Annotated in this window: 17 protein-coding genes, 6 tRNA genes and 1 rRNA gene; 10 read left to right on the top strand and 14 right to left on the bottom strand. The window is 58.1% G+C overall.

The annotated features are described in order from the left end of the window. Window positions 1–112 precede the first annotated feature (112 nt). Window positions 113–227 (top strand): 5S ribosomal RNA (gene rrf / locus AB5Y71_RS20955). 632 nt (window positions 228–859) lie between these two features. Here rrf and AB5Y71_RS20950 read toward each other — a convergent pair. After that, a tRNA-Ser gene (locus AB5Y71_RS20950) sits at window positions 860–947 on the bottom strand. Window positions 948–1,144: 197 nt separating this feature from the next. Between AB5Y71_RS20950 and AB5Y71_RS20945 the strand changes: the two genes are divergently transcribed. Beyond that, window positions 1,145–1,894 (top strand): DsbA family protein, encoded by a 750-nt coding sequence (locus AB5Y71_RS20945; RefSeq protein WP_362785276.1) that lies wholly within the window; start codon window positions 1,145–1,147, stop codon window positions 1,892–1,894. Window positions 1,895–2,190: 296 nt separating this feature from the next. After that, a complete protein-coding gene (locus AB5Y71_RS20940; protein ID WP_075115952.1) occupies window positions 2,191–3,093 on the top strand; it encodes a sulfite exporter TauE/SafE family protein in 903 nt (300 codons plus the stop codon). On the opposite strand, the gene AB5Y71_RS20935 is transcribed toward AB5Y71_RS20940, so the two are convergent. Further along, window positions 3,008–3,823 carry a hypothetical protein gene (locus tag AB5Y71_RS20935; protein WP_362785271.1) on the bottom strand — a complete coding sequence of 272 codons (816 nt, stop codon included), beginning with the start codon at window positions 3,821–3,823 and terminating at the stop codon, window positions 3,008–3,010. The genes AB5Y71_RS20940 and AB5Y71_RS20935 overlap by 86 nt on opposite strands. 217 nt (window positions 3,824–4,040) lie before the next feature. Then, window positions 4,041–5,327, bottom strand: coding sequence for a glutamate-1-semialdehyde 2,1-aminomutase (hemL, locus tag AB5Y71_RS20930; RefSeq protein ID WP_368172361.1), 1,287 nt, complete (start codon window positions 5,325–5,327; stop codon window positions 4,041–4,043). A gap of 244 nt (window positions 5,328–5,571) precedes the next feature. Here hemL and clcA point away from each other — a divergent pair, with 244 nt between their 5' ends. The 3 genes from clcA to erpA all read left to right on the top strand — a co-directional run bounded on the left by clcA (window position 5,572) and on the right by erpA (window position 8,185). Further along, on the top strand, window positions 5,572–6,960 hold the full coding sequence (clcA, locus tag AB5Y71_RS20925; protein ID WP_033136489.1) for a H(+)/Cl(-) exchange transporter ClcA: 1,389 nt from the start codon (window positions 5,572–5,574) through the stop codon (window positions 6,958–6,960). Between the two features lie 91 nt (window positions 6,961–7,051). Next, window positions 7,052–7,747, top strand: coding sequence for a DUF6776 family protein (locus AB5Y71_RS20920; protein ID WP_005343032.1), 696 nt, complete (start codon window positions 7,052–7,054; stop codon window positions 7,745–7,747). An 87-nt stretch (window positions 7,748–7,834) separates the two neighbouring features. Next, window positions 7,835–8,185 (top strand): iron-sulfur cluster insertion protein ErpA, encoded by a 351-nt coding sequence (erpA, locus tag AB5Y71_RS20915; protein WP_005340225.1) that lies wholly within the window; start codon window positions 7,835–7,837, stop codon window positions 8,183–8,185. Between the two features lie 139 nt (window positions 8,186–8,324). Here the strand turns inward: erpA and nhaC are convergent, their stop codons facing one another. Next, window positions 8,325–9,734 (bottom strand): Na+/H+ antiporter NhaC, encoded by a 1,410-nt coding sequence (gene nhaC, locus AB5Y71_RS20910; RefSeq protein WP_005357819.1) that lies wholly within the window; start codon window positions 9,732–9,734, stop codon window positions 8,325–8,327. 301 nt (window positions 9,735–10,035) lie between these two features. Here nhaC and AB5Y71_RS20905 point away from each other — a divergent pair, with 301 nt between their 5' ends. Next, entirely contained in the window at window positions 10,036–10,245 is a 210-nt protein-coding gene (locus tag AB5Y71_RS20905) for a hypothetical protein (RefSeq protein ID WP_368172360.1), read from the top strand. Here the strand turns inward: AB5Y71_RS20905 and AB5Y71_RS20900 are convergent. The 9 genes from AB5Y71_RS20900 to rsmC all read right to left on the bottom strand — a co-directional run bounded on the left by AB5Y71_RS20900 (window position 10,240) and on the right by rsmC (window position 15,241). Continuing rightward, a complete protein-coding gene (locus AB5Y71_RS20900; RefSeq protein ID WP_005343036.1) occupies window positions 10,240–10,512 on the bottom strand; it encodes a late competence development ComFB family protein in 273 nt (90 codons plus the stop codon). The two genes, AB5Y71_RS20905 and AB5Y71_RS20900, sit on opposite strands and share 6 nt — an antisense overlap. Before the next feature lie 109 nt (window positions 10,513–10,621). Next, window positions 10,622–10,707, bottom strand: a tRNA-Leu gene (locus AB5Y71_RS20895). 71 nt (window positions 10,708–10,778) lie between these two features. Next, a tRNA-Leu gene (locus tag AB5Y71_RS20890) sits at window positions 10,779–10,864 on the bottom strand. Between the two features lie 46 nt (window positions 10,865–10,910). Further along, a tRNA-Leu gene (locus AB5Y71_RS20885) sits at window positions 10,911–10,996 on the bottom strand. A 44-nt stretch (window positions 10,997–11,040) separates the two neighbouring features. Further along, window positions 11,041–11,126, bottom strand: a tRNA-Leu gene (locus AB5Y71_RS20880). A gap of 53 nt (window positions 11,127–11,179) precedes the next feature. Continuing rightward, a tRNA-Leu gene (locus tag AB5Y71_RS20875) sits at window positions 11,180–11,265 on the bottom strand. A 128-nt stretch (window positions 11,266–11,393) separates the two neighbouring features. Beyond that, window positions 11,394–12,854, bottom strand: coding sequence for a glycogen synthase GlgA (glgA, locus tag AB5Y71_RS20870; RefSeq protein ID WP_120414709.1), 1,461 nt, complete (start codon window positions 12,852–12,854; stop codon window positions 11,394–11,396). Beyond that, a complete protein-coding gene (gene glgC / locus AB5Y71_RS20865; protein ID WP_005340236.1) occupies window positions 12,844–14,061 on the bottom strand; it encodes a glucose-1-phosphate adenylyltransferase in 1,218 nt (405 codons plus the stop codon). Before glgC ends, glgA begins: the two co-directional genes overlap by 11 nt. Window positions 14,062–14,212: 151 nt before the next feature. Next, on the bottom strand, window positions 14,213–15,241 hold the full coding sequence (gene rsmC / locus AB5Y71_RS20860) for a 16S rRNA (guanine(1207)-N(2))-methyltransferase RsmC (RefSeq protein ID WP_368172359.1): 1,029 nt from the start codon (window positions 15,239–15,241) through the stop codon (window positions 14,213–14,215). Between the two features lie 280 nt (window positions 15,242–15,521). On the opposite strand from rsmC, the gene dapA reads away from it, so the two are divergent. Next, window positions 15,522–16,394, top strand: coding sequence for a 4-hydroxy-tetrahydrodipicolinate synthase (gene dapA / locus AB5Y71_RS20855; protein WP_368172358.1), 873 nt, complete (start codon window positions 15,522–15,524; stop codon window positions 16,392–16,394). An 80-nt stretch (window positions 16,395–16,474) separates the two neighbouring features. Here the strand turns inward: dapA and AB5Y71_RS20850 are convergent, their stop codons facing one another. Beyond that, window positions 16,475–17,443 (bottom strand): inorganic triphosphatase, encoded by a 969-nt coding sequence (locus AB5Y71_RS20850; protein ID WP_368172357.1) that lies wholly within the window; start codon window positions 17,441–17,443, stop codon window positions 16,475–16,477. 169 nt (window positions 17,444–17,612) lie between these two features. Between AB5Y71_RS20850 and AB5Y71_RS20845 the strand changes: the two genes are divergently transcribed. Both AB5Y71_RS20845 and AB5Y71_RS20840 read left to right on the top strand, forming a co-directional pair. After that, window positions 17,613–18,293: a TIGR00153 family protein gene (locus tag AB5Y71_RS20845; protein ID WP_005340244.1), complete on the top strand. Its 681-nt coding sequence runs from the start codon at window positions 17,613–17,615 to the stop codon at window positions 18,291–18,293. 25 nt (window positions 18,294–18,318) lie between these two features. Next, a complete protein-coding gene (locus tag AB5Y71_RS20840) occupies window positions 18,319–19,584 on the top strand; it encodes an inorganic phosphate transporter (RefSeq protein WP_005343043.1) in 1,266 nt (421 codons plus the stop codon). Window positions 19,585–19,658 lie beyond the last annotated feature (74 nt).

Here is a 19,658-nt window from a genome sequence, read left to right as displayed (position 1 = left end):
GAAGTGTTTCTGGCCTTGTAGCGAATGAACGAACTACTCAAATTCAGTGGTAATGACAAAGCAAACTGGCCAAGTCGTTATTCACGTCAGCTTTCCAAGATTGAAGAATTTGCCTGGCGGCCATAGCGCCGTGGAACCACCTGATCCCATGCCGAACTCAGAAGTGAAACGCGGTAGCGCCGATGGTAGTGTGGCATTCGCCATGCGAGAGTAGGACACTGCCAGGCACCCAATACAAGAAACCCCGCTCATCGAGCGGGGTTTTTTATTGCCTGCAATTCAGTAAGTCACCTGATAATTGACCCATCTTATCTCTTCTCCTCTGTTCTTATTGTTACTCGACGCTGTTTTCAGGTTCCACAAATAGCCTGATGTTCCGCTTGGTACTCTTTCTTCGCTGAACCGCTGTCGCTTTGTACGGTGGCTCTGGCGTCGTCATATCCCGTGCATCCCATGATCGCCTATACATCATGATCTCTTGCTTTGGGTCTAGGCTTCCTGAGTTAGCCGTCCCCTCTTTTTTAAGCCGCGGCTCCACCATAGTCCCTGCTTTTCTATGACTGTGTTAACCGGCCCTGACTTTATTTAGAAGAGGGGTTATTGGCGGTAGCAACATGCTGGAGCCGTGGTCGCTGCGTTGGGTCGTTGTTGTTTGGGGCAATAAGGAAATGGGAAGGGATGCTCACAGGAACGCAGAGGTTCGATGTTGATAGGGGATCTTGTGGTGGCTTTTGAGCCTGCAGGTGGGAAAATTAATGGGGGGGGCTGAAGAAGGCTAATGTGTTGAGCTCTATGAGGAGTGGCAAATCGCAGGCAAATAAAAAGCCCACGCAACGTGGTTGCATGGGCTCGGTATAAATGGCGGAGGAGGTGGGATTTGAACCCACGGATGGTCGCCCATCGCCGGTTTTCAAGACCGGTGCATTCAGCCGCTCTGCCACCCCTCCGCAGCAGTGCGGCGAATATTACCATGCTGATCCGGCTTGTAAATCCCCGCTTGGTTCGATTGCTGGTTAATTGCGCGAAATGACATGAAAAAGTGGCAATCAGAGCGTATCAAGCGCTTTTTTAGCCAGATAACTTGACTTGAAAACAGACTCAACCACTATAGTGGCCTCTATCATATCCTCTGCAAGATAACGTTATGACTATTAAAAATGCCCTGTTTTGCGCGCTGGCTGGCGTGACCCTGCTGGCGACGCCGGTACATGCAAGCGAGCTGACCAAAAGCGATGTCGAGCAAATCGTTCGCGACTATCTGGTCAAGAATCCCGAGATCCTGGTCGAGATGTCCAATGCCCTGCGTGCCAAGCAGGAGAGCCAGCAGGCCGAGAGTGACAAGGCGCTGATCAAGGCTCACTCCAAGCAGCTTTATGCCAATCAGGATCCCGAGATGGGGAATCCGAAGGGGTCGCTGACCATTGTGGAGTTTTTCGATTACAACTGCGGTTACTGCAAACGGGCCCATCCGCTGGTCAAGCAGCTGATGTCGGAAGACAAAGACATCCGGTACATCTACAAGCAGTTCCCCATTCTGAGCGAGTCCTCCTACTTCGCCGCCCGTGCTGCGCTGGCGGTCCAGCTGGGTCAGCCTGACAAGTACCAGGCGTTCCACGAGAAGCTCTATACCCATCAGGGCCCGCTCGCTGATGAAGCACAGGTCAAGCAGTTGGCTGTGGCGGCTGGTGTTGACTGGAGCAAGGTGGAAGCTAAGATCAAGGATGGCAGCATTGACCAGAACCTCGGTACCAACCGTGCGCTGGCTGAAGCGCTCGGTATCTCCGGTACCCCGGCCTTCATCATCGGTGATCAGATCCTGCGCGGTGCTCCCCGTGATCTGGCCAGCCTGAAGGGGTTTATCAAGGACGTGCGTGCCGGCAAGAGCATTCAATAAGCGGTTGTCATGGTCGAGTGCCCAGCGCCCCGGCCAGATACAGAAAGAGGGTCGGTATCACTACCGGCCCTCTTTTTTATTATGTCCTTTGGCACAAGTGGTCGTCGCGAAAGGACCATAACAACGTGCTCAGGACCCGGCCTGTTGGCCTCAGTAACAAGTATTAGCAGAGTCGTTCGGAGTCTATTGATAAATATTTCACCTCGCAGAGGCGTGTCGTGAGCATTGCTTAATTCCGGTCAAGATTTTTTCTGCTGCTTGCCTTAGAATCGCCGCCCGTTGCAGGAGAAACCCCTATGTTAGTTGATATTTTACGGCTGGTTTTTATAGCCGGAGGCCTCGTATTTGTCTTCATGCTGGTGCAAGCCTGCTGGCGGAAGAAGCAGAGTGGATCCTTTGAGGCGACCCCCTTCTGGCCGGTGGCGTTGATCGGTGGGGTTGCCAACTTTCTCGATACCCTGGGGGTGGGCAGCTTTGCGGTAAAGACCGCCTGTTACAAGCAGTTCAAGCTGATCGATGATCGGGTGCTGCCGGGTACCCTAAATGGGCAGTGCGTGCTGCCGACCGTGACTCAGTCGCTGATCTTCGTCGGCGCAGTCGCAGTGGAGCCGCTGACGCTGATCAGCATGATGATGGCCGCCGCAGCTGGCGCAGCCTGGGGCGCTCGTCATGTGGCCTCGTTTGATCGGCAGACCATCCGGCTGGTGATGGCTATCTCCTTACTGGTCGTCGCAGGGCTTATCTTTGCCGGTCTGCTGGGTCTTTTCCCTGTAGGCGGCGATGCGATGGGGCTCAGCGGCTACAAGCTGGCGATCGCCCTGCTTGGCAATTTCATCTTCGGAGTGCTGATGAATGTCGGTATCGGCTTGTTTGCTCCCTGCATGACGCTGGTTTATCTGCTGGGGATGAATCCGCTGGCGGCGTTTCCGATCATGATGGGCTCCACCGCCGTGCTTAGCGTTTTCTCCGCAGGCACCTTTATCCGCAAAGGGGCATTCGATGCCAAGGCGGTGCTGGCTGTAGCCATCTTTGGCCCCATCGGTGTGGTGCTGGCCGCCATGCTGGTCAAATCCATGGATATGGAGATGCTGAAGTGGCTGGTTGCCTTTATCGTTATCTATACCTCCTGGACCATGTACGCCTCTTGGCGGGCGGCGCGTCGCTCCCCTGTGCAGCTGACGGTGGAGAGCGCAGGCTAGCCTGTACCAGTGCCGCTTCGGCCTGGGCCCCCAGAAAAACATAGAGGCCAAGCGCCAGCAGCAAACCCACCGCACACCCCATCACTCCGACCGCAGGCCAGAGCAGCTCGCTCTGGCCGAGCGAGCCTTTGAATAGCAGCAACAGCCCCTCGATGGAGACCGCGATCAGAATGGCGGCGATAAAGCGGGTGATGGTGCGGCGAATGGCGCTGTGGCGGAAGATATCCTTATGCAGCAGTACCTCCTCTTCCAGAATGGTCTTGCCCAGATCGAACACCGCCAGTGCCAGCGTCAGGAAGATAATGGCGCTAAAGGCGCCGAGCTGGTTCTGCTGCTCGCCGCACAACAGCTGGTAGAGCTGCTCCAGCCCGTGCCAGATGAGCGTCGCGACGATCAAAAACAGCGCCATGCTGAGCACCACATAGACCGCCTTGAACCAGGGCATGGCGCGGCGGCGCTCCCTGTCTCCCATCAACCAGCCAATCAGCTGATTCAGACAGACGGTGATCTCTCGTCCTTGCCCCTGCACGATAAGGTGCAGCCGGTTATGGGCCGCCGGTGCCGCAGGCTGGATGCACATCGGCCCCTGATAGTGGTCAATGCTGACCACAAAGGGATACCCCTTGAGCGAGGCAAGGGGGGCGCTGAGCAGCCCCTGCAGTAGCGGGGTCAGCTCTTCCTGATACTCCTGATAGCGCCGCAGCACATCGATGGGGCTCATCTCTGCCATATGGACCTCGGTGACGTGGGCTCTTGTGGTGAATGTGCAAATAGTGGGCCTGCTTTATGACAGAGATTGCGGGGCAAGTTGCACCAGAGGATGACAAAACGACGGATGACGAGGGGGTAATGCACCAGAACTGGGCGTATTGCCGCCCTGTGTGGTGATGGAGTCTCTGTAATAGAAAAGGGCCCATGACGGGCCCTTTGCGACAACCAGCGGCGATTTAGCCAGCCAGCTTGGCGAAGCTGCGCTCGGCGGCGGCCAGGGTGTGTTCAATCTCCTTGTCGCCGTGAGCCAGCGACAGGAAGCCCGCCTCGTAGGCGCTCGGCGCCAGATAGACGCCCTCTTCCAGCATCAGATGATAGAAGCGCTTGAAGCGTTCCATGTCGCAGCGAGTGACCTGCTCGTAGCGGGTGATTTCGTTCTCTTCGGTGAAGAAGAAGCCGAACATGCCGCCCACATAGTTGATGGCGAGCGGAATGCCGTGCTTGGCGGCGGCCGCTTTCAGTCCCTCGGCAACACGAGCCGTCTTGGCGCTCAGCTGCTCATAGAGACCCGGCTCCAGCAGCAGATCCAGCATGGTCAGACCGGCCGCCATGGCCACCGGGTTGCCGGAGAGAGTACCCGCCTGATAGACAGGGCCGGTCGGTGCTATGTGCTGCATCACCTTCTTCTTGCCGCCGAAGGCGCCCACAGGCATGCCGGCACCGATGATCTTGCCGAGGGTGGTGAGATCCGGGTCGATGTTGTAGTGACCCTGAGCACCGCGCAGGGATACGCGGAAGCCGGTCATCACTTCGTCCAGGATCAGCAGGGCACCGAACTCGTCACAGATGGCGCGCAGCCCTTCCAGGAAGCCGGGGACCGGTGGGATGCAGTTCATGTTGCCTGCGACCGGCTCGACGATGATACAGGCGAGCTCGCTGCCGTACTGGGTGAAGGCTTCACGCACCGAATCCAGATCATTGAAGACGCAGGTCAGGGTGTGTTTGGCGAAATCGGCCGGAACGCCCGGGCTGTTGGGCTGACCCAAGGTCAGGGCGCCGGAACCTGCCTTGACCAGCAGGGAGTCGGCGTGGCCGTGGTAGCAACCCTCGAATTTGACGATCTTGTCGCGGCCGGTGTAGCCACGGGCCAGACGGATGGCGCTCATGGTGGCTTCGGTGCCGGAGTTGACCATCCGCACCTGCTCCATGGAGGGGACGATCTGGCGGACTTTCTCGGCCATCAGCACTTCGATCTCGGTCGGCGCACCGTAGCTCAGCCCCTTCTCAACGGCCTTGATGACGGCGGCTTTGATGGCCGGGTGGTTGTGACCCAGCAGCATGGGGCCCCAGGATCCGATGTAATCCACGTAGGCCTGACCATCCACATCATAGAGGTAGGCGCCATCGGCGTGATCGATGAAGCGGGGCGTGCCGCCGACCCCATTGAAGGCGCGGACCGGTGAGTTGACGCCACCCGGAATGGTCTGGCGGGCCTGTTCAAACAGCTGATCTGATTTTGACATGGATCATCCTTAATGGGATTTTGGTCGTCACACAAGGGATTGCAGCCGATTGAGACTCGGCAGGCCGGAGCATCAGGAGTATGCTTTGCGCTCTCGCCACCCGGACTCTCGGTCTGCTCCCGTGACAAAAATTTAACGGGCCGACTATAGCAGAAAGCCCCAGCCCTGGGCAGCCGAGCAACGCGCCGGGTGATCCTGATCTCAGCTAGCTGACGATATGGTTTTTCCAAGTTGGTGTAACAAGATGGCGCAACAAGCTCTCTCCTCTGAAGCCGATACCTCTTCGCGGGGGCCGCTTTCCCGCATTATCCGGCAAGACAAGATGCCCTTGCTGGTGCTGTTGCTGGCGGCGCTGGTCGGCACCCTGGCCGGACTGGTGTGCGGTCTGTTCGAATCTGGTGTCCACTGGCTGGCAGAACAACGTATCGCCTTGCTGGCAGACCGTCCCTGGTGGCAGCTCGGTCTGCTTGGCTTTGGCTTCAGCGCCTTGCTGGGATTTGTCGGTTACTTCCTCACTCATACCTTTGCCCCGGAAGCGGGGGGCTCCGGCATTCCCGAGATCGAGGGGGCGATGGACGATCTGCGCCCGGTGCGGTGGTGGCGGGTGTTGCCGGTCAAGTTCTTCGGTGGCATCTGCACCCTGAGCTCCGGCATGGTGCTGGGGAGGGAGGGGCCCTCGGTGCAGATCGGTGGCAACCTTGGCAAGATGGTGGCGGATATCTTCCGGCTACCCAAGGAGCATGGTCACGCCCTGCTGGCCGCCGGTGCGGCGGGCGGTCTGGCGGCAGCCTTCAATGCGCCGCTGGCGGGCATCCTGTTCGTAATGGAGGAGATGCGGCCGCAGTTTCGCTACTCTTTTCTGGCCATCAAGGCGGTGGGGATCTCCGCCATCATGGCGACCCTGATGTTGCAGAACATGAAAGGCCAGGGGGCGGTGATCACTCTGCCACACTACGATGCGCCCGCCCTCAAGGCACTCTGGCTGTTCCTCTTTATGGGGGCCACCTTCGGGGTGCTCGGTTTTGTCTTCAACAAGCTGGTGCTGGCCTGTCAGGATGGCTATCTGGCGTTGCATCAGAACAAGCGCCACCGTTTCGTGGCCATCGGCATGCTGGTCGCCGGAACGTTTGGTGTGCTGTCGTTGTTTGCCCCCGCGGTGACGGGGGGCGGCACTGAGCTTATTCCCCATCTGATGGGGGACGAGTATGCGATGGCGACCCTGTTCCTTATCTTCTCGGTGCGGCTGGTTGCGACCCTCATCTGCTTCTGCTCCGGTGCCCCGGGCGGGGTGTTTGCGCCAACCCTGGCGTTGGGCACCCTGTTTGGCGTGGTGTTTGGCCATCTGTTTCATGCGGCGTTTCCGGAGCTTGGCATCGAGCCCGGCGCCTTTGCCATCGCCGGAATGGGGGCGCTGTTTGCTGCCACCGTGCGTGCCCCCATCACGGGTATCGTGCTGGTCACCGAGATGACCGACAACTATCAGCTGATCCTGCCGATGATGATCACCACGGTCGGTGCGACTCTGGTTGCCCAGTGGCTGGGTGGCCGGCCCATCTATTCCCAGATCCTGGAGCGAACTTTACGGCTCGCCGCGCGTCAAAAGCGGGGTGATGGCAGCGCCACGGCCAGTTAATTTTTCCCTTTATCGCCTTTGGCCCCGGTCAGGGCGGTATAGTGAAGGGAGAGGCGCTGCCGTAAATGGCGTGATAACGGGATGAGGGGCTATGTCCAATCTATTGAAGTTATTGGTCGTGTTAGCCGTTGGCGGGCTCATCGGTTACTTTGTCGGGAACCGTCAGGAGCTGGCCCAGAGCAGTCTGTTGGTGGTACAGCAGGAGACGCTGGATCGTCAGGGCAAGGCCATCGGCCAGCTCAAGACCGAGTTGGGGGTGAAAGATACCCAGCTGGCGACCCAGAAAGCGGCCTTCGAGCAGTTGCAGACCACCTTGAAGAGTCAGGAGGCGCAGGTGCAGGAGCTCAAGCGCCAGCTGGCCTTTTTCGAGCGGATCATGCGCCCCACTGGCGAACAGGTGGGGGTGGTGATCGACAACCTGACCCTGCAGGAGACCAGCATTCCCGGTCGCTACCACTACCGTCTTGCCCTGACCCAGCCCGCCAAAAAGCGGGAGTTGTTCCGTGGTCAGGTGCAGATCCGGGTCGAGGGGAGTCTGGCTGACAAGCCGAAGACGCTAACCGGCCGCGATCTCGGGATGAAGGTGAGCGAGTGGCGCTATGCCCTGCGTTATTTCCAGCTGCTGGAAGGGAATTGGCAGTTGCCGGAAGGCTTTGTGCCGGATCGAATCCGTGTCACCATCAACAAGGATGGCAGGCAACCGGCGCAAGAGCTGCTGGTTGAGTGGGGCGAGGTGATCAAGCCGCTGGTCGCCGCACCGCCTGCCCCGGTTCCCGCGGCCGGTTAAACGTGGTGAATACTTGAACTGAATGGTCGGGTATTGGATAATTTCGCGGTTTCCATGTTTGTGGATCTAATGGTTGTGAGGTCAGTAATGAGTGCAGTAGCAGAAGCCCCGCTGCCCATCCAGATGACGGATGCGGCGGCCAACAAGGTGAAGAACCTGATCACCGAGGAAGAGAATCCCGAGCTGAAGCTGCGGGTATACATCACGGGTGGGGGCTGCTCCGGTTTCCAGTATGGCTTTACCTTTGATGAGAAGATCAACGACGGGGACACCGTAGTCGAGAAGAATGGCGTCACCATGGTGATCGATCCCATGAGCCTGCAATATCTGGTAGGCGGCAGTGTGGATTACACCGAGGGTCTGGAAGGTTCACGCTTTACCGTGACCAACCCCAATGCCACCACGACCTGTGGCTGTGGCTCCAGCTTCTCCATCTGATCGGCGTTATCGGTCTGATGAAACGGCTCTCGGCAACGAGGGCTGTTTTTGTTTATGGTGCTCAGTGCGCTCCATCAAACAGCATTTCTCTGAAACAACAAAGGCGCCTCGATGGCGCCTTTGTTGTTTGCAGAATGGCTTAGCGGGAGCTTGCCGCCGCGACCAGCGGGATCCGGTTCACTGCCTTGCCCATGTAGGCGAGGGTGATGGTCACAATGATGCAGGTGAAGCTCAGCCACATGTAGGGCAGGTAGTCGAGGGTTGCCACCCCCAGAACCCCGGCCATAAAGATGCCGTTGTCGCTCCAGGGCACCATGCCGCAGGTGAGGGTGCCGCCAAACTCGGCGTTGCGAGAGAGGTTCTTGCGCGCCAGTCCCAGCCGGTCGTAGTTCTTGGCCATGATCTTGGGTGTCAGGATCAGCGACACATACATGGCTGAGCCGAACACGTTGGCCAGAAACGCGGTGCCGATGGTGTGGCTGGTCAGGCTGCCGACGCTATTGATGCGCTTCTCGAAGGCGCTGGCGATCACTTCCAGAATACCGACCTTCTCCAGCAGGCCGCCAAACCCGAGACCGAAGATGATGACCGCGACCGAGCCCAGCATGGACTCCATGCCGCCGCGACCGAGAATGTTGTCGATAAAGTCGATGCCGGAGGTGATGGCAAACGGACTATAAGCCGAGTGCATCGCCTTGACCGGATCCATGCCCTGGAAGGCGATGGCCCAGATCAGGCCCAGCAGGGCGCCGAAGCTGATCACCGGGAAGGCGGGCTTGCGATTGGCCAACAGGCCCAGTACCAGCACCACCGGCACTATAGCCAGCGGGGTGATGTTGAACTGGTTGTCGAGAGCCTCCATCACCAGATTGACCTGCTCCAGGCTGACGTTGCCCGAATACTGCATGCCCACTACGGTGAACAGCACGGCGGTGATGACATAGGAGAGCAGGCTGATGGGCAGCATCCCCTTGATATGCTCCACCACGTCGACGTTGGACATGGTCGAAGCCAGCACTACTGAGTCGGAGAGCGGAGAGAGCTTGTCACCAAAATAGACGCCGGAGAGCACGGCACCGGCTACCAGCGGCGCAGGCACGCCGAGGCTGTGGCCGATCCCCATCATGGCGATGCCGGCCGTGGCAGCAGAGCCCCAGGAGGTGCCGGTGGCCAGCGAGGTCAGGGAGCAGATGATCAAGGTTGCCAGCAGGAAGATGGACGGATGGATCACCTTGAGGCCGAAATAGATGATGCTGGGAACAATGCCGCCGGCAATCCAGGTGCCGACCAGGGCACCGACGGAGACCAGGATCAGGATAGCCCCCATTCCCTTGGCAACGCCGTCAACGGCTGCCTGTTCCAGGGATTTGTAATCGTGGCCGAGTTTGATGCCAAGCCCCATGATGACGAACCAGGCGATGAACAACGCCAACTGGATCGGCAGATCGAGCACGCTGGTGAACGAGAATGCCAGGGCCAGGAAAATGGCCAGACAGGCAAACACCTGTGCCATGCCCGGTAGTCGGATGTGGTTTTGTTGGTTTTGCATAGATACTTCCTAAACTCTTGCTCGCCAAGGTCACTCCCTCTCGTCCTGTGGATACATCGATCCCGAGGAGGCAACCCAAAAAGAGGCCGCAATCTACCACAAACCTGACGGGTTAAAGCCCCATCAAATTGGCAAAAATGCACATTTGATTGAAAAAATCACAAATTAGTTGATCTCATAACCCGTTTTTGAGCGGCCTGTTGACACAAAGGGTTACATACGAAGCTTGCCTGTGACGCCACTTGCATCCCCAGTAGATGAAGATGATAATTATTATCAATTATTGGTTGGGGAGAAAACAATGCGCTGGATATTGCGGGGGATGATGTTGCTGGTGGCGGTGGCCGTACTCGCATGGGGTCAGGATAAAGAGTACGGCACCTGGAGTGTAGGTTTTCTGCTGGCTGCTTGGGTGATGCTGGAGCCCGGATTGCGGCCCGCCTTGATCTTGCTGCCAGTGGCCGGGTTGACCGGTATCGTCCCCCTGCTCTGGCAGCAGCCCTGGTTATGAGCTTTTGACGGGAGCCTGCTTGATCTTCTGCTGTGCCACCTTGAGCGATTCGACCACCAGTTTCTCCATTTCGGTGCGCTTGGCGTCGGTCAGGAAGTAGATCATGTCGACATTGTGGCGAATATAGTGGGCGGGGAGCTGGTTGAGGGTGAGGCAGCAGAGGTCGGCCATCTGATCGCTGTTGAGCTTTTGCTGCAGCCCCTGTTTCTCAATCTCCTTGAGCACCAGATGTTCGTAAAAGTTGTGAATGTCGGTATCCAGTATCATATGCGTTCCTTGGCATGACGATGAGCGGGGAGTCGTCAAAAGCATAGCCATAACAAGGAGTAAAAACAAAAGGCCCATCACTTTCGTGATGGGCCTTTTGCGTAATGAATGGTGCGAAGAGAGGGACTCGAACCCTCACATCCGTGGGACACTAACACCTGAAGCTAGCGCGTCTACCAATTCCGCCACCTTCGCACACTGATTTTCTCCAGCTGGTTTTTAAATGCGGTTGGAGCGCATTGCTCTGTGTTTACATGTCAGAATCATGGTGCGAAGAGAGGGACTCGAACCCTCACACCCGGGGGGCACTAACACCTGAAGCTAGCGCGTCTACCAATTCCGCCACCTTCGCACATTCGGGTTTCCAGTCTGGATTTACATGCTGTCTGGATAAAGCATGGTGCGAAGAGAGGGACTCGAACCCTCACATCCGTGGGACACTAACACCTGAAGCTAGCGCGTCTACCAATTCCGCCACCTTCGCACATTGTGTTACCAGTTTTGATTTACATGCTGTCTGGAGAAGCATGGTGCGAAGAGAGGGACTCGAACCCTCACACCCGGGGGGCACTAACACCTGAAGCTAGCGCGTCTACCAATTCCGCCACCTTCGCACATTCGGGTCTTCTAGTTGGATTTACATGCTGCTGAATCAGCATGGCAGTATTGGTGCGAAGAGAGGGACTCGAACCCTCACATCCGTGGGACACTAACACCTGAAGCTAGCGCGTCTACCAATTCCGCCACCTTCGCATCACTGCGGAGGGGGATTCTATAGAGTTTTGGGGGAGCGTCAACAGCCAAAGGGGACTTTTTTCGCTGTTGACGCTCAAAGTGAAGCCAAGGGTACAAAACTTCAGCAATTAGCTGACGTTTGGCATTCAGTAACGGCCCAATGCGCTCTGATACATCCGTTCATACTGGGTGACCGAGTCAGGCCAGTTGAAGCGGGTACTCATGGCATTGCGCTGCACCTTGGCAAAGCGCTCTTTGTCCTGCAGAAAATAGAGCAGGCTGCGACGCATGGTATCGAGCAGGATAGCGGCAGTCGGATCGTTGAAGCAGAAGCCGGTGGCATGCTCGGGATCTGCATCCCAATCCACCACGGTATCTTTCAGACCACCCACGGCCCGCACCAGTGGCAGGGTGCCATAGGCGAGACTGTACATCTGGTTGAGGCCGCAAGGCTCGAACAGCGAGGGCATCAGGAAGAAGTCGGCACCGGCTTCGACCATATGAGCCAGCCGATCGTCATAGGTGTTGATGAAGGCGAGCTTGCCCGGATAATCCCGGGCCATGGTTTGCAGTTGCGTGGCGAGCGCAGGATCGCCAGAGCCGACGATCACCACTTGTACTTGATGGTGGAGGAATTTCTCCAACGCAGGGAGCAGCAGGGGAACGCCCTTTTGCTCGGTCAGGCGGCAAACCATGCCGTAGATGGGCAAGTCCGCCACGGCCAGCCCCGCTTCCTGCTGCAGGCTCTGCTTGCAGATCTGTTTGCCAGCCATGTTGTCGATGCTGTAGGTCGCAGGTAGGAATTCGTCGAACTCCGGATCCCAGTCCTTGTAGTCGCAACCGTTGAGGATGCCACAGAGATCCGCCGCCCGTTGCTGGAAGATATGCGCCATGCCGTGGGCGCCAAGGTGAGTCAGCAGCTCCTGGGCATAGTTGGGGCTGACCGCATTGATCTTGTCGGCGTAGAGCACCCCACATTTGAGCAGATTAACGTGGCCGTAGTCGTAGTTGATGCGGCGTTCGTAGTCGGCGATCTCGGGCATGGCCCAGAACTGCTCGCGGCCAAACACCCCCTGAAACGCCGCGTTGTGAATGCTGATCACGCTGCGGGTCTGCTGGAAGAAGGGGTTGTGGGCGTGACGGGTTTTCAGCAGCAGTGGCAGCAGGCCGGTGTGCCAGTCATTGCAGTGGGCGATATCCGGAGCAAAGCCAAGCTGCTCGCAGGCATGGAGGGCTGCGGCCGAGAAGAAGGCAAAGCGCTCGCCATTATCCGGATAGGCCTGATTGTTCTCGGCGTAGAGCTGGGGACGATCGAAATATTGCGGGCAATCGAGCAGATAGACGCAGACGCCATCCAGCTCCATCTGGTAGATGCGATAACCGATATCCGGCAGCCCGGGGTGGGTTGGCAACCAGCGTGACGCCACCAGTCTGGCCTCATCCCGTCGCTTTATCGTCTTGTAGAAGGGCAGCATGATCCTGACATCATGTCCCTTCTGGGCCAGGTACATCGGCAGGGCTCTGGCGACATCGGCCAGGCCCCCGGTCTTGACCAGCCCCTCAACTTCCGAGGCAACAAACAGGATTTTCAGTGGGTTAATAGCCAACTCTTGCTCCCTTAGGTACCACCACGATACCGCCTTCGGATACGGTAAATCGCTCTCTATCGTGGTCCAGATTTTCACCGATAACGGTGCCTGGCGCAATTTCAACGTTTTTATCAATGATGGCGCGCCGGATGGAGCAGCCTTCACCAATCTTCACATCCCCCAGCAGAACGGATTCACTGATATGGCTGCACGCGCCGATATTGCAGCGGAAACCGAGGATGGATCGCTGGATCTGGCTGCCCTGAATGAAGCAACCGGCGGAGATCAGCGAGTTGGCGATCTTCACCTTGCACTCGTCGCTGTCGATGAAGGTAGCAGGCGGCAGCGCTGGATAGTGGGTGTGCAGGGGCCACTTGCGGTTATAGAGGGAGAAGGGGGGATTGTCGGCCACCAAGTCCATGTGTGCTTGCCAATAAGAGTCGAGGGTGCCCACATCCCGCCAGTAGACGTGCGGTTTCTCGCCGGGGATGACGTTGGTGCTGTAGTCATAGACATAGACGGGGGCACGTGGGTAGAGGCTCGGGATCACATCCTTGCCAAAGTCGTGGCTGGAGTTCTCTTCGGCGGCATCCCGCTTCAACTCGCGGCAGAGGGCATCGGTCTCGAAGATGTAGTTGCCCATGGAGACCAGCGCCTGGGTCGGATCGCCGGGAATGTGCTTGGGCTGCTTCGGCTTTTCCTGAAAGCCGATCATCCGCCCTTCGGTATCCACCTCGATCACCCCGAAGGCGCTGGCCTCTTCGATGGGCATGCGCAGGGCCGCGACCGTCATGGCGGCGTTCTTCTGCTTGTGGAAGGTGACCATCTGGCTCACATCCATCTTGTAGATGTGGTCGGAACCGAAGATGCAGACGTGATCTGGTTCGGCCCGCTCGATAAAGCCGAGGTTCTGGTAAATGGCGTCGGCGGTGCCGTCATACCAGCGTTTGCCCATCCGCATCTGGGCCGGGATGGGATCGATAAAGCGGTCGGTGATGCCGACGATATTCCACCCCTTCTTCATGTGTAGGTAGAGGGACTGTGATTTGAATTGGGTCAGTACATAGATGCGCAGAAAGTCGGCGTTGACGAAGTTGTTGAGGACAAAGTCGATCAGCCGGTAGCTGCCACCAAAGGGGACGGAAGGCTTGCTGCGGGTAGTGGTCAGAGGCTGCAGGCGAGTACCTTCGCCACCAGCCAGGATCATGGTCAATATGCCTGCCATCGTATTTCTCTCCCTGAATTAACAACATGAAAAGGTTTTCAATGTTCGGTATAAAAACACCCCTAAAGGGGTGGTTTTTATCGTGTGCTTAATACCTTATCAGATGCCGGATGGCGCTCTCTAGCTGTTTTATTGTGCTGCTTACACTTATTTACATTTTGCTCAGATAGACCTTGAATTTGGCATCACTGCTGATCACTTCAGTCCGTTTGAAGTGTGTCTCCAGTATAGGCTGGTAGCGCAAGAAGGCGTTGGCAACAATGGTCAGCGAACCATTTGGCAGCAAAAATTCCGGCGCCTTGGCCAGGAACTGCTCGGTTGCCGCATAGAAGGTTTTGAGACCCGCATGGAATGGCGGGTTGGAGACGATGTGCTGGAAACGGGTGGAGACATCCGAATAGACATCGGAAGCGGTGACCTTGCCCTGCAGACCGTTGATCGCCAGGGTGCGGCGGCTCGATTCGAGTGCCAGTGCGCTGATATCCACCATGTTGACCCGCAGATCCGGATTGCGCTTGGCCAGCACAGACCCAATCACCCCGGCGCCACAACCGAAATCGAGCAATTCGCCCTTCATCGGTGGCACCGCAGCCAGCAGCATCTGGGTGCCGAGATCCAGCTCGGCGGCGCTGAAGACGCCGGGCAGCGCCAGCACGGTCAGCTCGGTATCACCGGCCTTGCACTGATAGCGGCCAAACCAGCTATCCAGATCGAACGGGGCGACCGGTTTGCAGAGCTCACCGTGATAGAGCGAGCAGCGGCGGGCCGAATCGCGCTTGATCGGCTTTTCGCCATAGGGGGCCAGCAGCTTGTCGGCACCATTGATGCCGCCGCGGTTTTCACCGGCGAGGAACAGATCGGCACCCGCTTCCAGCAAGGGGGTCATCATGGCCAGCAGATATTGTGCCTCGGCCTTGGCCTTGGGCATCAGCAGCAACAGGGCATCGAAGCGGGGGGCGCCACCGAGCTGGTGGTCGAACAGGATAGCCTCGCCGAGGGCGGCCTGCTGGCTGCGGTAGTAGCAGTAATCGGTGGTAAAGACGGTCAGGGTCCGGGCCAGGCTCGCCAGTTGGCGGGGGTAGTCATCCTCCAGCGCGCCGCAGACAAGTAGCCGCTTGCCGACAAAGAGGGCTTGGTTTCGTTCCAGCATCTGGCTGACGGCACTGATAGGGCTGCTCATCGGGTCTCTCCACGCAATTTTGGGCGGCCATTATACATAGCCCCTTTCGCCTTGACATTTATGCCGTGTTCCCGAAATATGCCCAGACACCATTTTTTGACCAGAGATGACGAAATGCGGTTCAACGGGTTGAAACGAAAGCACAAAAAAAGCCTGAAATTCGGGCCTGCCGACGTTCGCGCGTAACCTCTCATCCCTGAGAAGCTTCAAACCCCGGTTGCGCACATCGTACCGGGGTTTTTTATTGCCATATGCGCGTCATTTAGGAGAAGGAGATCCCATGTTTCAAGGTTCAATCGTTGCGTTGATCACCCCGTTTCGACAGGGAAAGCTGGATGAAGAGGCGTTGCTGCGTCTGGTGGAGTGGCATATCGATCAGGGTACTCACGGCATTGTGCCGGTGGGCACCACTGGCGAAAGCCCGACACTGACCCATGACGAGCACTGCCGGGTGGTGGAGCTGGTGGTCAAACAGGTCGCTGGCCGTATTCCGGTGATTGCCGGAGCGGGCTCCAACAATCCGGTCGAAGCCATCGAGTACACCCTCCATGCCGAGCGGGTGGGGGCTGATGCCACTCTGCATGTGGCCGGTTACTACAACCGTCCCAATCAGGAGGGGCTCTACCACCACTTCAAGGCTGTCCACGATGCCACCGCCAAGCCGATCATCGTCTACAACATTCCGCCGCGTGCCATCGTCGACGTGCAGCCGGCGACCCTGGCCCGTCTGGCCGAGCTGCCGCGCATTGCCGGGGTGAAAGATGCCACCGGCGACATGGCGCGCCCCTGGACCGAGCGCCAGCTGATCAAAAAGCCCTTCTCCTGGCTATCCGGTGAAGATGCCACTGCTGTGGCCTACAACATCGGCGGTGGTCAGGGCTGTATCTCTGTGACCGCCAACGTGGCGCCCAAGCTGGTGGCCGAGGTGCAGAACCTCACGCTGGCGGGCAAGTGGCAAGAAGCGCGTGAGCTGCAAGACAAGCTCATTCCGCTCCATCAGGCGATGTTTGCCGAGCCGAGCCCGGCTGGTGCCAAATATGCCGCTTCCCTGCTCGGTTTCTGTAGCGAGGAGTGCCGCCTGCCGGTGATGCCGCTGTCGGAAGCGACCCGCGAGCGCATTCGCAGCGCCATGCAGCAGCTCAACCTGCTGTAATGCAAAACGGGTGAGCCAAGGCTCACCCGTTTTGTTTTCGGCTTTTGTTTCTGGCCTTTGTATTTACGACATCGCCCTACTCAGATTGCGTGATGCAGCCAGGCGGCGATGGCCAGCTGCAACTCGACATATGCCGGATAGAGGAAGAGATCGGCCAGTTCGGCAGGCCACTCGTTTTGCTCGCCCGATTGGGCTTGCAGATGGGCGTGCAGGCTGGTCAGAGCTGGCAGCCAGGGGGCGGGTTGTGGCAGTGTGGCTGCACTGCGGGCGACCAGATCGATCCCCAAGCACAGGGCTGCGAGTGCCTGCTGTTGAGCATCTTCATCCTGCGGATGCTCCAGCCAGAGCTGCTCGTGGTGTTGCCAGTGACGCAGCCCTTCGCTTACCTCCGTTATGCCATCCATACCTTCATGTTTGACCAGCGCCTGCAGGGCCAGCGGTTTGCCGAGCCCGGCCAGTCGATAGCCGCGCTGGGCTTTGGATTGGGCGCCAAGGCGCAGCCCGCCTATCCTGGCGAGGCGTTGGGCCAGTGCAAACAGCGCCGCGGTAGCGCCTGATTTGAGCTCCAGTTCCAGCTCGTTGATGGTGGTGCTGCCCTGACTGCCTACTATCTCTCCCTGATCCCAGGCCAGCTCAATCTCGGCCCCCTCGAAGGCGATCAGCCAATGGCGGCGCAGGAAGTCGGTACGAAACTGAGCGACCAGCTGTTGCTGAATGTGGTCGCGCTCGCTCAGGGTCGGCCAAATCTCATCGGGAAAGGTCGAGAGGGTCGGCAGATCGCTGCTCACGGGGGCGTTGTACTCGGGTCTGGCATGCAGGCCGCCCACCACCTGGCCACGGCATTTGATGGTCTGCTCGGCGAAGGCATCGCAGCGGCGAATGCGCAGCCCCATGTCCAGACGACGCAGGGCAAGGGTCGGCGTGTCGAAATAGACGTTGCCGAGCTGCTGTTGCGATGATTCTTTAATCTCAAGAGAATTCAGCAGGTTGGATAACTCGGCTTGAATGTCGCGGGCGACAAAAAACTTTATCTCGATCTCAGTTTGCATAGTCATTCCGGGCTGGCAGGCAACTTTGGGGGGCAGGATTCGGGTCGCGGGGATATAATGCCCGCGAGACGACTAGATTAATTCGCGGTTTAATTGAGGGCGCAGTTCGGTTACCATGCGCGCCTCATAAAATCGTATCGAGTGTTTTTTCACCGACACAGGTTTGGCCATGCCAGTAAATACTATTTTGGGGCTTTTTGCCAAGTCCCCCATCAAGCCGCTGCAGAAGCATATCGTCAAGGTTCACCAGTGCTCACAGCAGTTGGTTCCCTTCTTTGACGCCGTTGCCGAAGACCGTTGGGAAGATGCCGAGAAGATCCGGCAGCAGATCGCCCAGCTGGAAAAAGAGGCAGATACCCTCAAGCGTGAAATCCGTCTGAAACTGCCTCGCGGCCTGTTCCTGCCGGTTGCACGTACCGACCTGCTGGAGCTGTTGACCCAGCAAGACAAGATTGCCAACCGTGCCAAGGATATCTCCGGCCGCATGCTTGGCCGTCGCATGGAGTTCCCCGCCGAAATGCGGACGGATTTCATGGCTTACCTCAAACGTTGTATTGATGCGACCGCTCAGGCCGAGAAAGCGATCGGGGAGCTCGACGAGCTGCTCGAGACCGGCTTCAAAGGACGGGAAGTGGAAATGGTTGCCGAGATGATCCACCAGCTGGACCTGATCGAGGACGATACAGACACCATGCAGATCGGACTGCGCCAACAGCTGCAAGCGGTTGAGCACAATTACAATCCGATCGATGTGATGTTCCTTTACAAGATCCTCGAATGGGTAGGTGACCTGGCAGATCAGGCCGAGCGCGTAGGCGCCCGTCTGGAACTGATGCTGGCTCGTTCGTAATCGACTGACTGGGTAAACACTATTAATGGACATTATCGCGAATTACGGCACCACTCTGGTGCTCGTGGCGGCCTTGTTCGGCTTTTTGATGGCTTGGGGTATTGGCGCGAATGACGTAGCCAACGCCATGGGGACATCGGTCGGCACCAAATCCCTGACCATCCGTCAGGCGATCATTATTGCCATGATCTTCGAATTTGCCGGTGCCTATCTGGCCGGTGGCGAAGTGACGGCCACCATCCGTAACGGCATCATCGACAGCAATGCGTTTGTCGATAGCCCGGACCTGCTGGTGCTCGGCATGATCGCCTCCCTGCTGGCGGCGGGCGCTTGGTTGATCCTCGCCTCCTACTTCGGCTGGCCTGTTTCCACCACTCACTCCATCATCGGCGCCATCGTCGGTTTTGCGGTGGTGAGCATTGGCCCGGAAGCGGTGCAGTGGAGCAAGTTTGGCGGCATCGTCGGCTCCTGGGTCATCACCCCGGCCATCTCAGGTGTCATCGCCTACTTCATGTTCATCAGCGTGCAGAAGCTTATCTTCAACACCGATGATCCCCTGAACAACGCCAAGCGCTATGTGCCGTTCTACATGTTCCTGACTGCGCTGGTGATCTGTCTGGTGACCATCAAGAAGGGGCTGACCCACGTCGGTCTGCACCTGAGTGATGGCGAGGGCATTCTGCTCTCCATCGCCATCTCCATCGCAGTGGCGTTTGCCGGCTGGATCTACATTCGCGGCCAGAAGTACAACCCGCAGGATGACAGCAAGATGCACTTCGCCAACGTGGAGAAGGTGTTCGGCATCCTGATGGTGATCACCGCCTGTGCCATGGCCTTTGCCCACGGTTCCAACGACGTGGCCAACGCCATTGGCCCGCTCTCTGCGGTGGCCTCTATCGTGGCTTCCGGTGGCGAGATTTCCAGTCAGGCAGCCATTGCCTGGTGGATCCTGCCCCTTGGCGGTATCGGTATTGTGATCGGTCTGGCGACCATGGGCGAGAAGGTGATGGCGACGGTCGGTACCGGCATCACTCACCTGACCCCGAGCCGTGGTTTTGCTGCCCAGCTGGCCACTGCCGCGACCGTGGTGATTGCCTCCGGCACCGGTCTGCCCATCTCCACCACCCAGACCCTGGTCGGTGCTGTGATGGGTGTCGGTCTGGCGCGCGGCATTGCGGCGCTGAACCTGGGGGTACTGCGCAACATCGTGGTCTCCTGGATCATCACCCTGCCTGCCGGTGCCATCCTGGCTATCGCCATCTTCTACGTGCTGCAGGCCTGCTTCTCCTAATCGAAGCAGCATTCAGCAAAAAGCCCGAGTCATCGACTCGGGCTTTTTTATTGTGCGCGGGAGCTGAGGTGCTG

It is taken from the genome of Aeromonas sp. R9-2 (assembly GCF_040908025.1).
In the GTDB taxonomy this organism is placed as follows: domain Bacteria; phylum Pseudomonadota; class Gammaproteobacteria; order Enterobacterales; family Aeromonadaceae; genus Aeromonas; species Aeromonas veronii.
This window is presented reverse-complemented; position numbering and strand designations above follow the sequence as displayed.

What these genes read in the sequence shown, in the direction of transcription:
- AB5Y71_RS20945 (WP_362785276.1), top strand. Translation starts at nt 1,145, where the DNA reads ATGACTATTAAAAATGCCCTGTTTTGCGCGCTGGCTGGCGTGACCCTG.
- AB5Y71_RS20940 (WP_075115952.1), top strand. Translation starts at nt 2,191, where the DNA reads ATGTTAGTTGATATTTTACGGCTGGTTTTTATAGCCGGAGGCCTCGTA.
- AB5Y71_RS20935 (WP_362785271.1), bottom strand. Translation starts at nt 3,823, where the DNA reads ATGGCAGAGATGAGCCCCATCGATGTGCTGCGGCGCTATCAGGAGTAT.
- hemL (WP_368172361.1), bottom strand. Translation starts at nt 5,327, where the DNA reads ATGTCAAAATCAGATCAGCTGTTTGAACAGGCCCGCCAGACCATTCCG.
- clcA (WP_033136489.1), top strand. Translation starts at nt 5,572, where the DNA reads ATGGCGCAACAAGCTCTCTCCTCTGAAGCCGATACCTCTTCGCGGGGG.
- AB5Y71_RS20920 (WP_005343032.1), top strand. Translation starts at nt 7,052, where the DNA reads ATGTCCAATCTATTGAAGTTATTGGTCGTGTTAGCCGTTGGCGGGCTC.
- erpA (WP_005340225.1), top strand. Translation starts at nt 7,835, where the DNA reads ATGAGTGCAGTAGCAGAAGCCCCGCTGCCCATCCAGATGACGGATGCG.
- nhaC (WP_005357819.1), bottom strand. Translation starts at nt 9,734, where the DNA reads ATGCAAAACCAACAAAACCACATCCGACTACCGGGCATGGCACAGGTG.
- AB5Y71_RS20905 (WP_368172360.1), top strand. Translation starts at nt 10,036, where the DNA reads ATGCGCTGGATATTGCGGGGGATGATGTTGCTGGTGGCGGTGGCCGTA.
- AB5Y71_RS20900 (WP_005343036.1), bottom strand. Translation starts at nt 10,512, where the DNA reads ATGATACTGGATACCGACATTCACAACTTTTACGAACATCTGGTGCTC.
- glgC (WP_005340236.1), bottom strand. Translation starts at nt 14,061, where the DNA reads ATGGCAGGCATATTGACCATGATCCTGGCTGGTGGCGAAGGTACTCGC.
- rsmC (WP_368172359.1), bottom strand. Translation starts at nt 15,241, where the DNA reads ATGAGCAGCCCTATCAGTGCCGTCAGCCAGATGCTGGAACGAAACCAA.
- dapA (WP_368172358.1), top strand. Translation starts at nt 15,522, where the DNA reads ATGTTTCAAGGTTCAATCGTTGCGTTGATCACCCCGTTTCGACAGGGA.
- AB5Y71_RS20850 (WP_368172357.1), bottom strand. Translation starts at nt 17,443, where the DNA reads ATGCAAACTGAGATCGAGATAAAGTTTTTTGTCGCCCGCGACATTCAA.
- AB5Y71_RS20845 (WP_005340244.1), top strand. Translation starts at nt 17,613, where the DNA reads ATGCCAGTAAATACTATTTTGGGGCTTTTTGCCAAGTCCCCCATCAAG.
- AB5Y71_RS20840 (WP_005343043.1), top strand. Translation starts at nt 18,319, where the DNA reads ATGGACATTATCGCGAATTACGGCACCACTCTGGTGCTCGTGGCGGCC.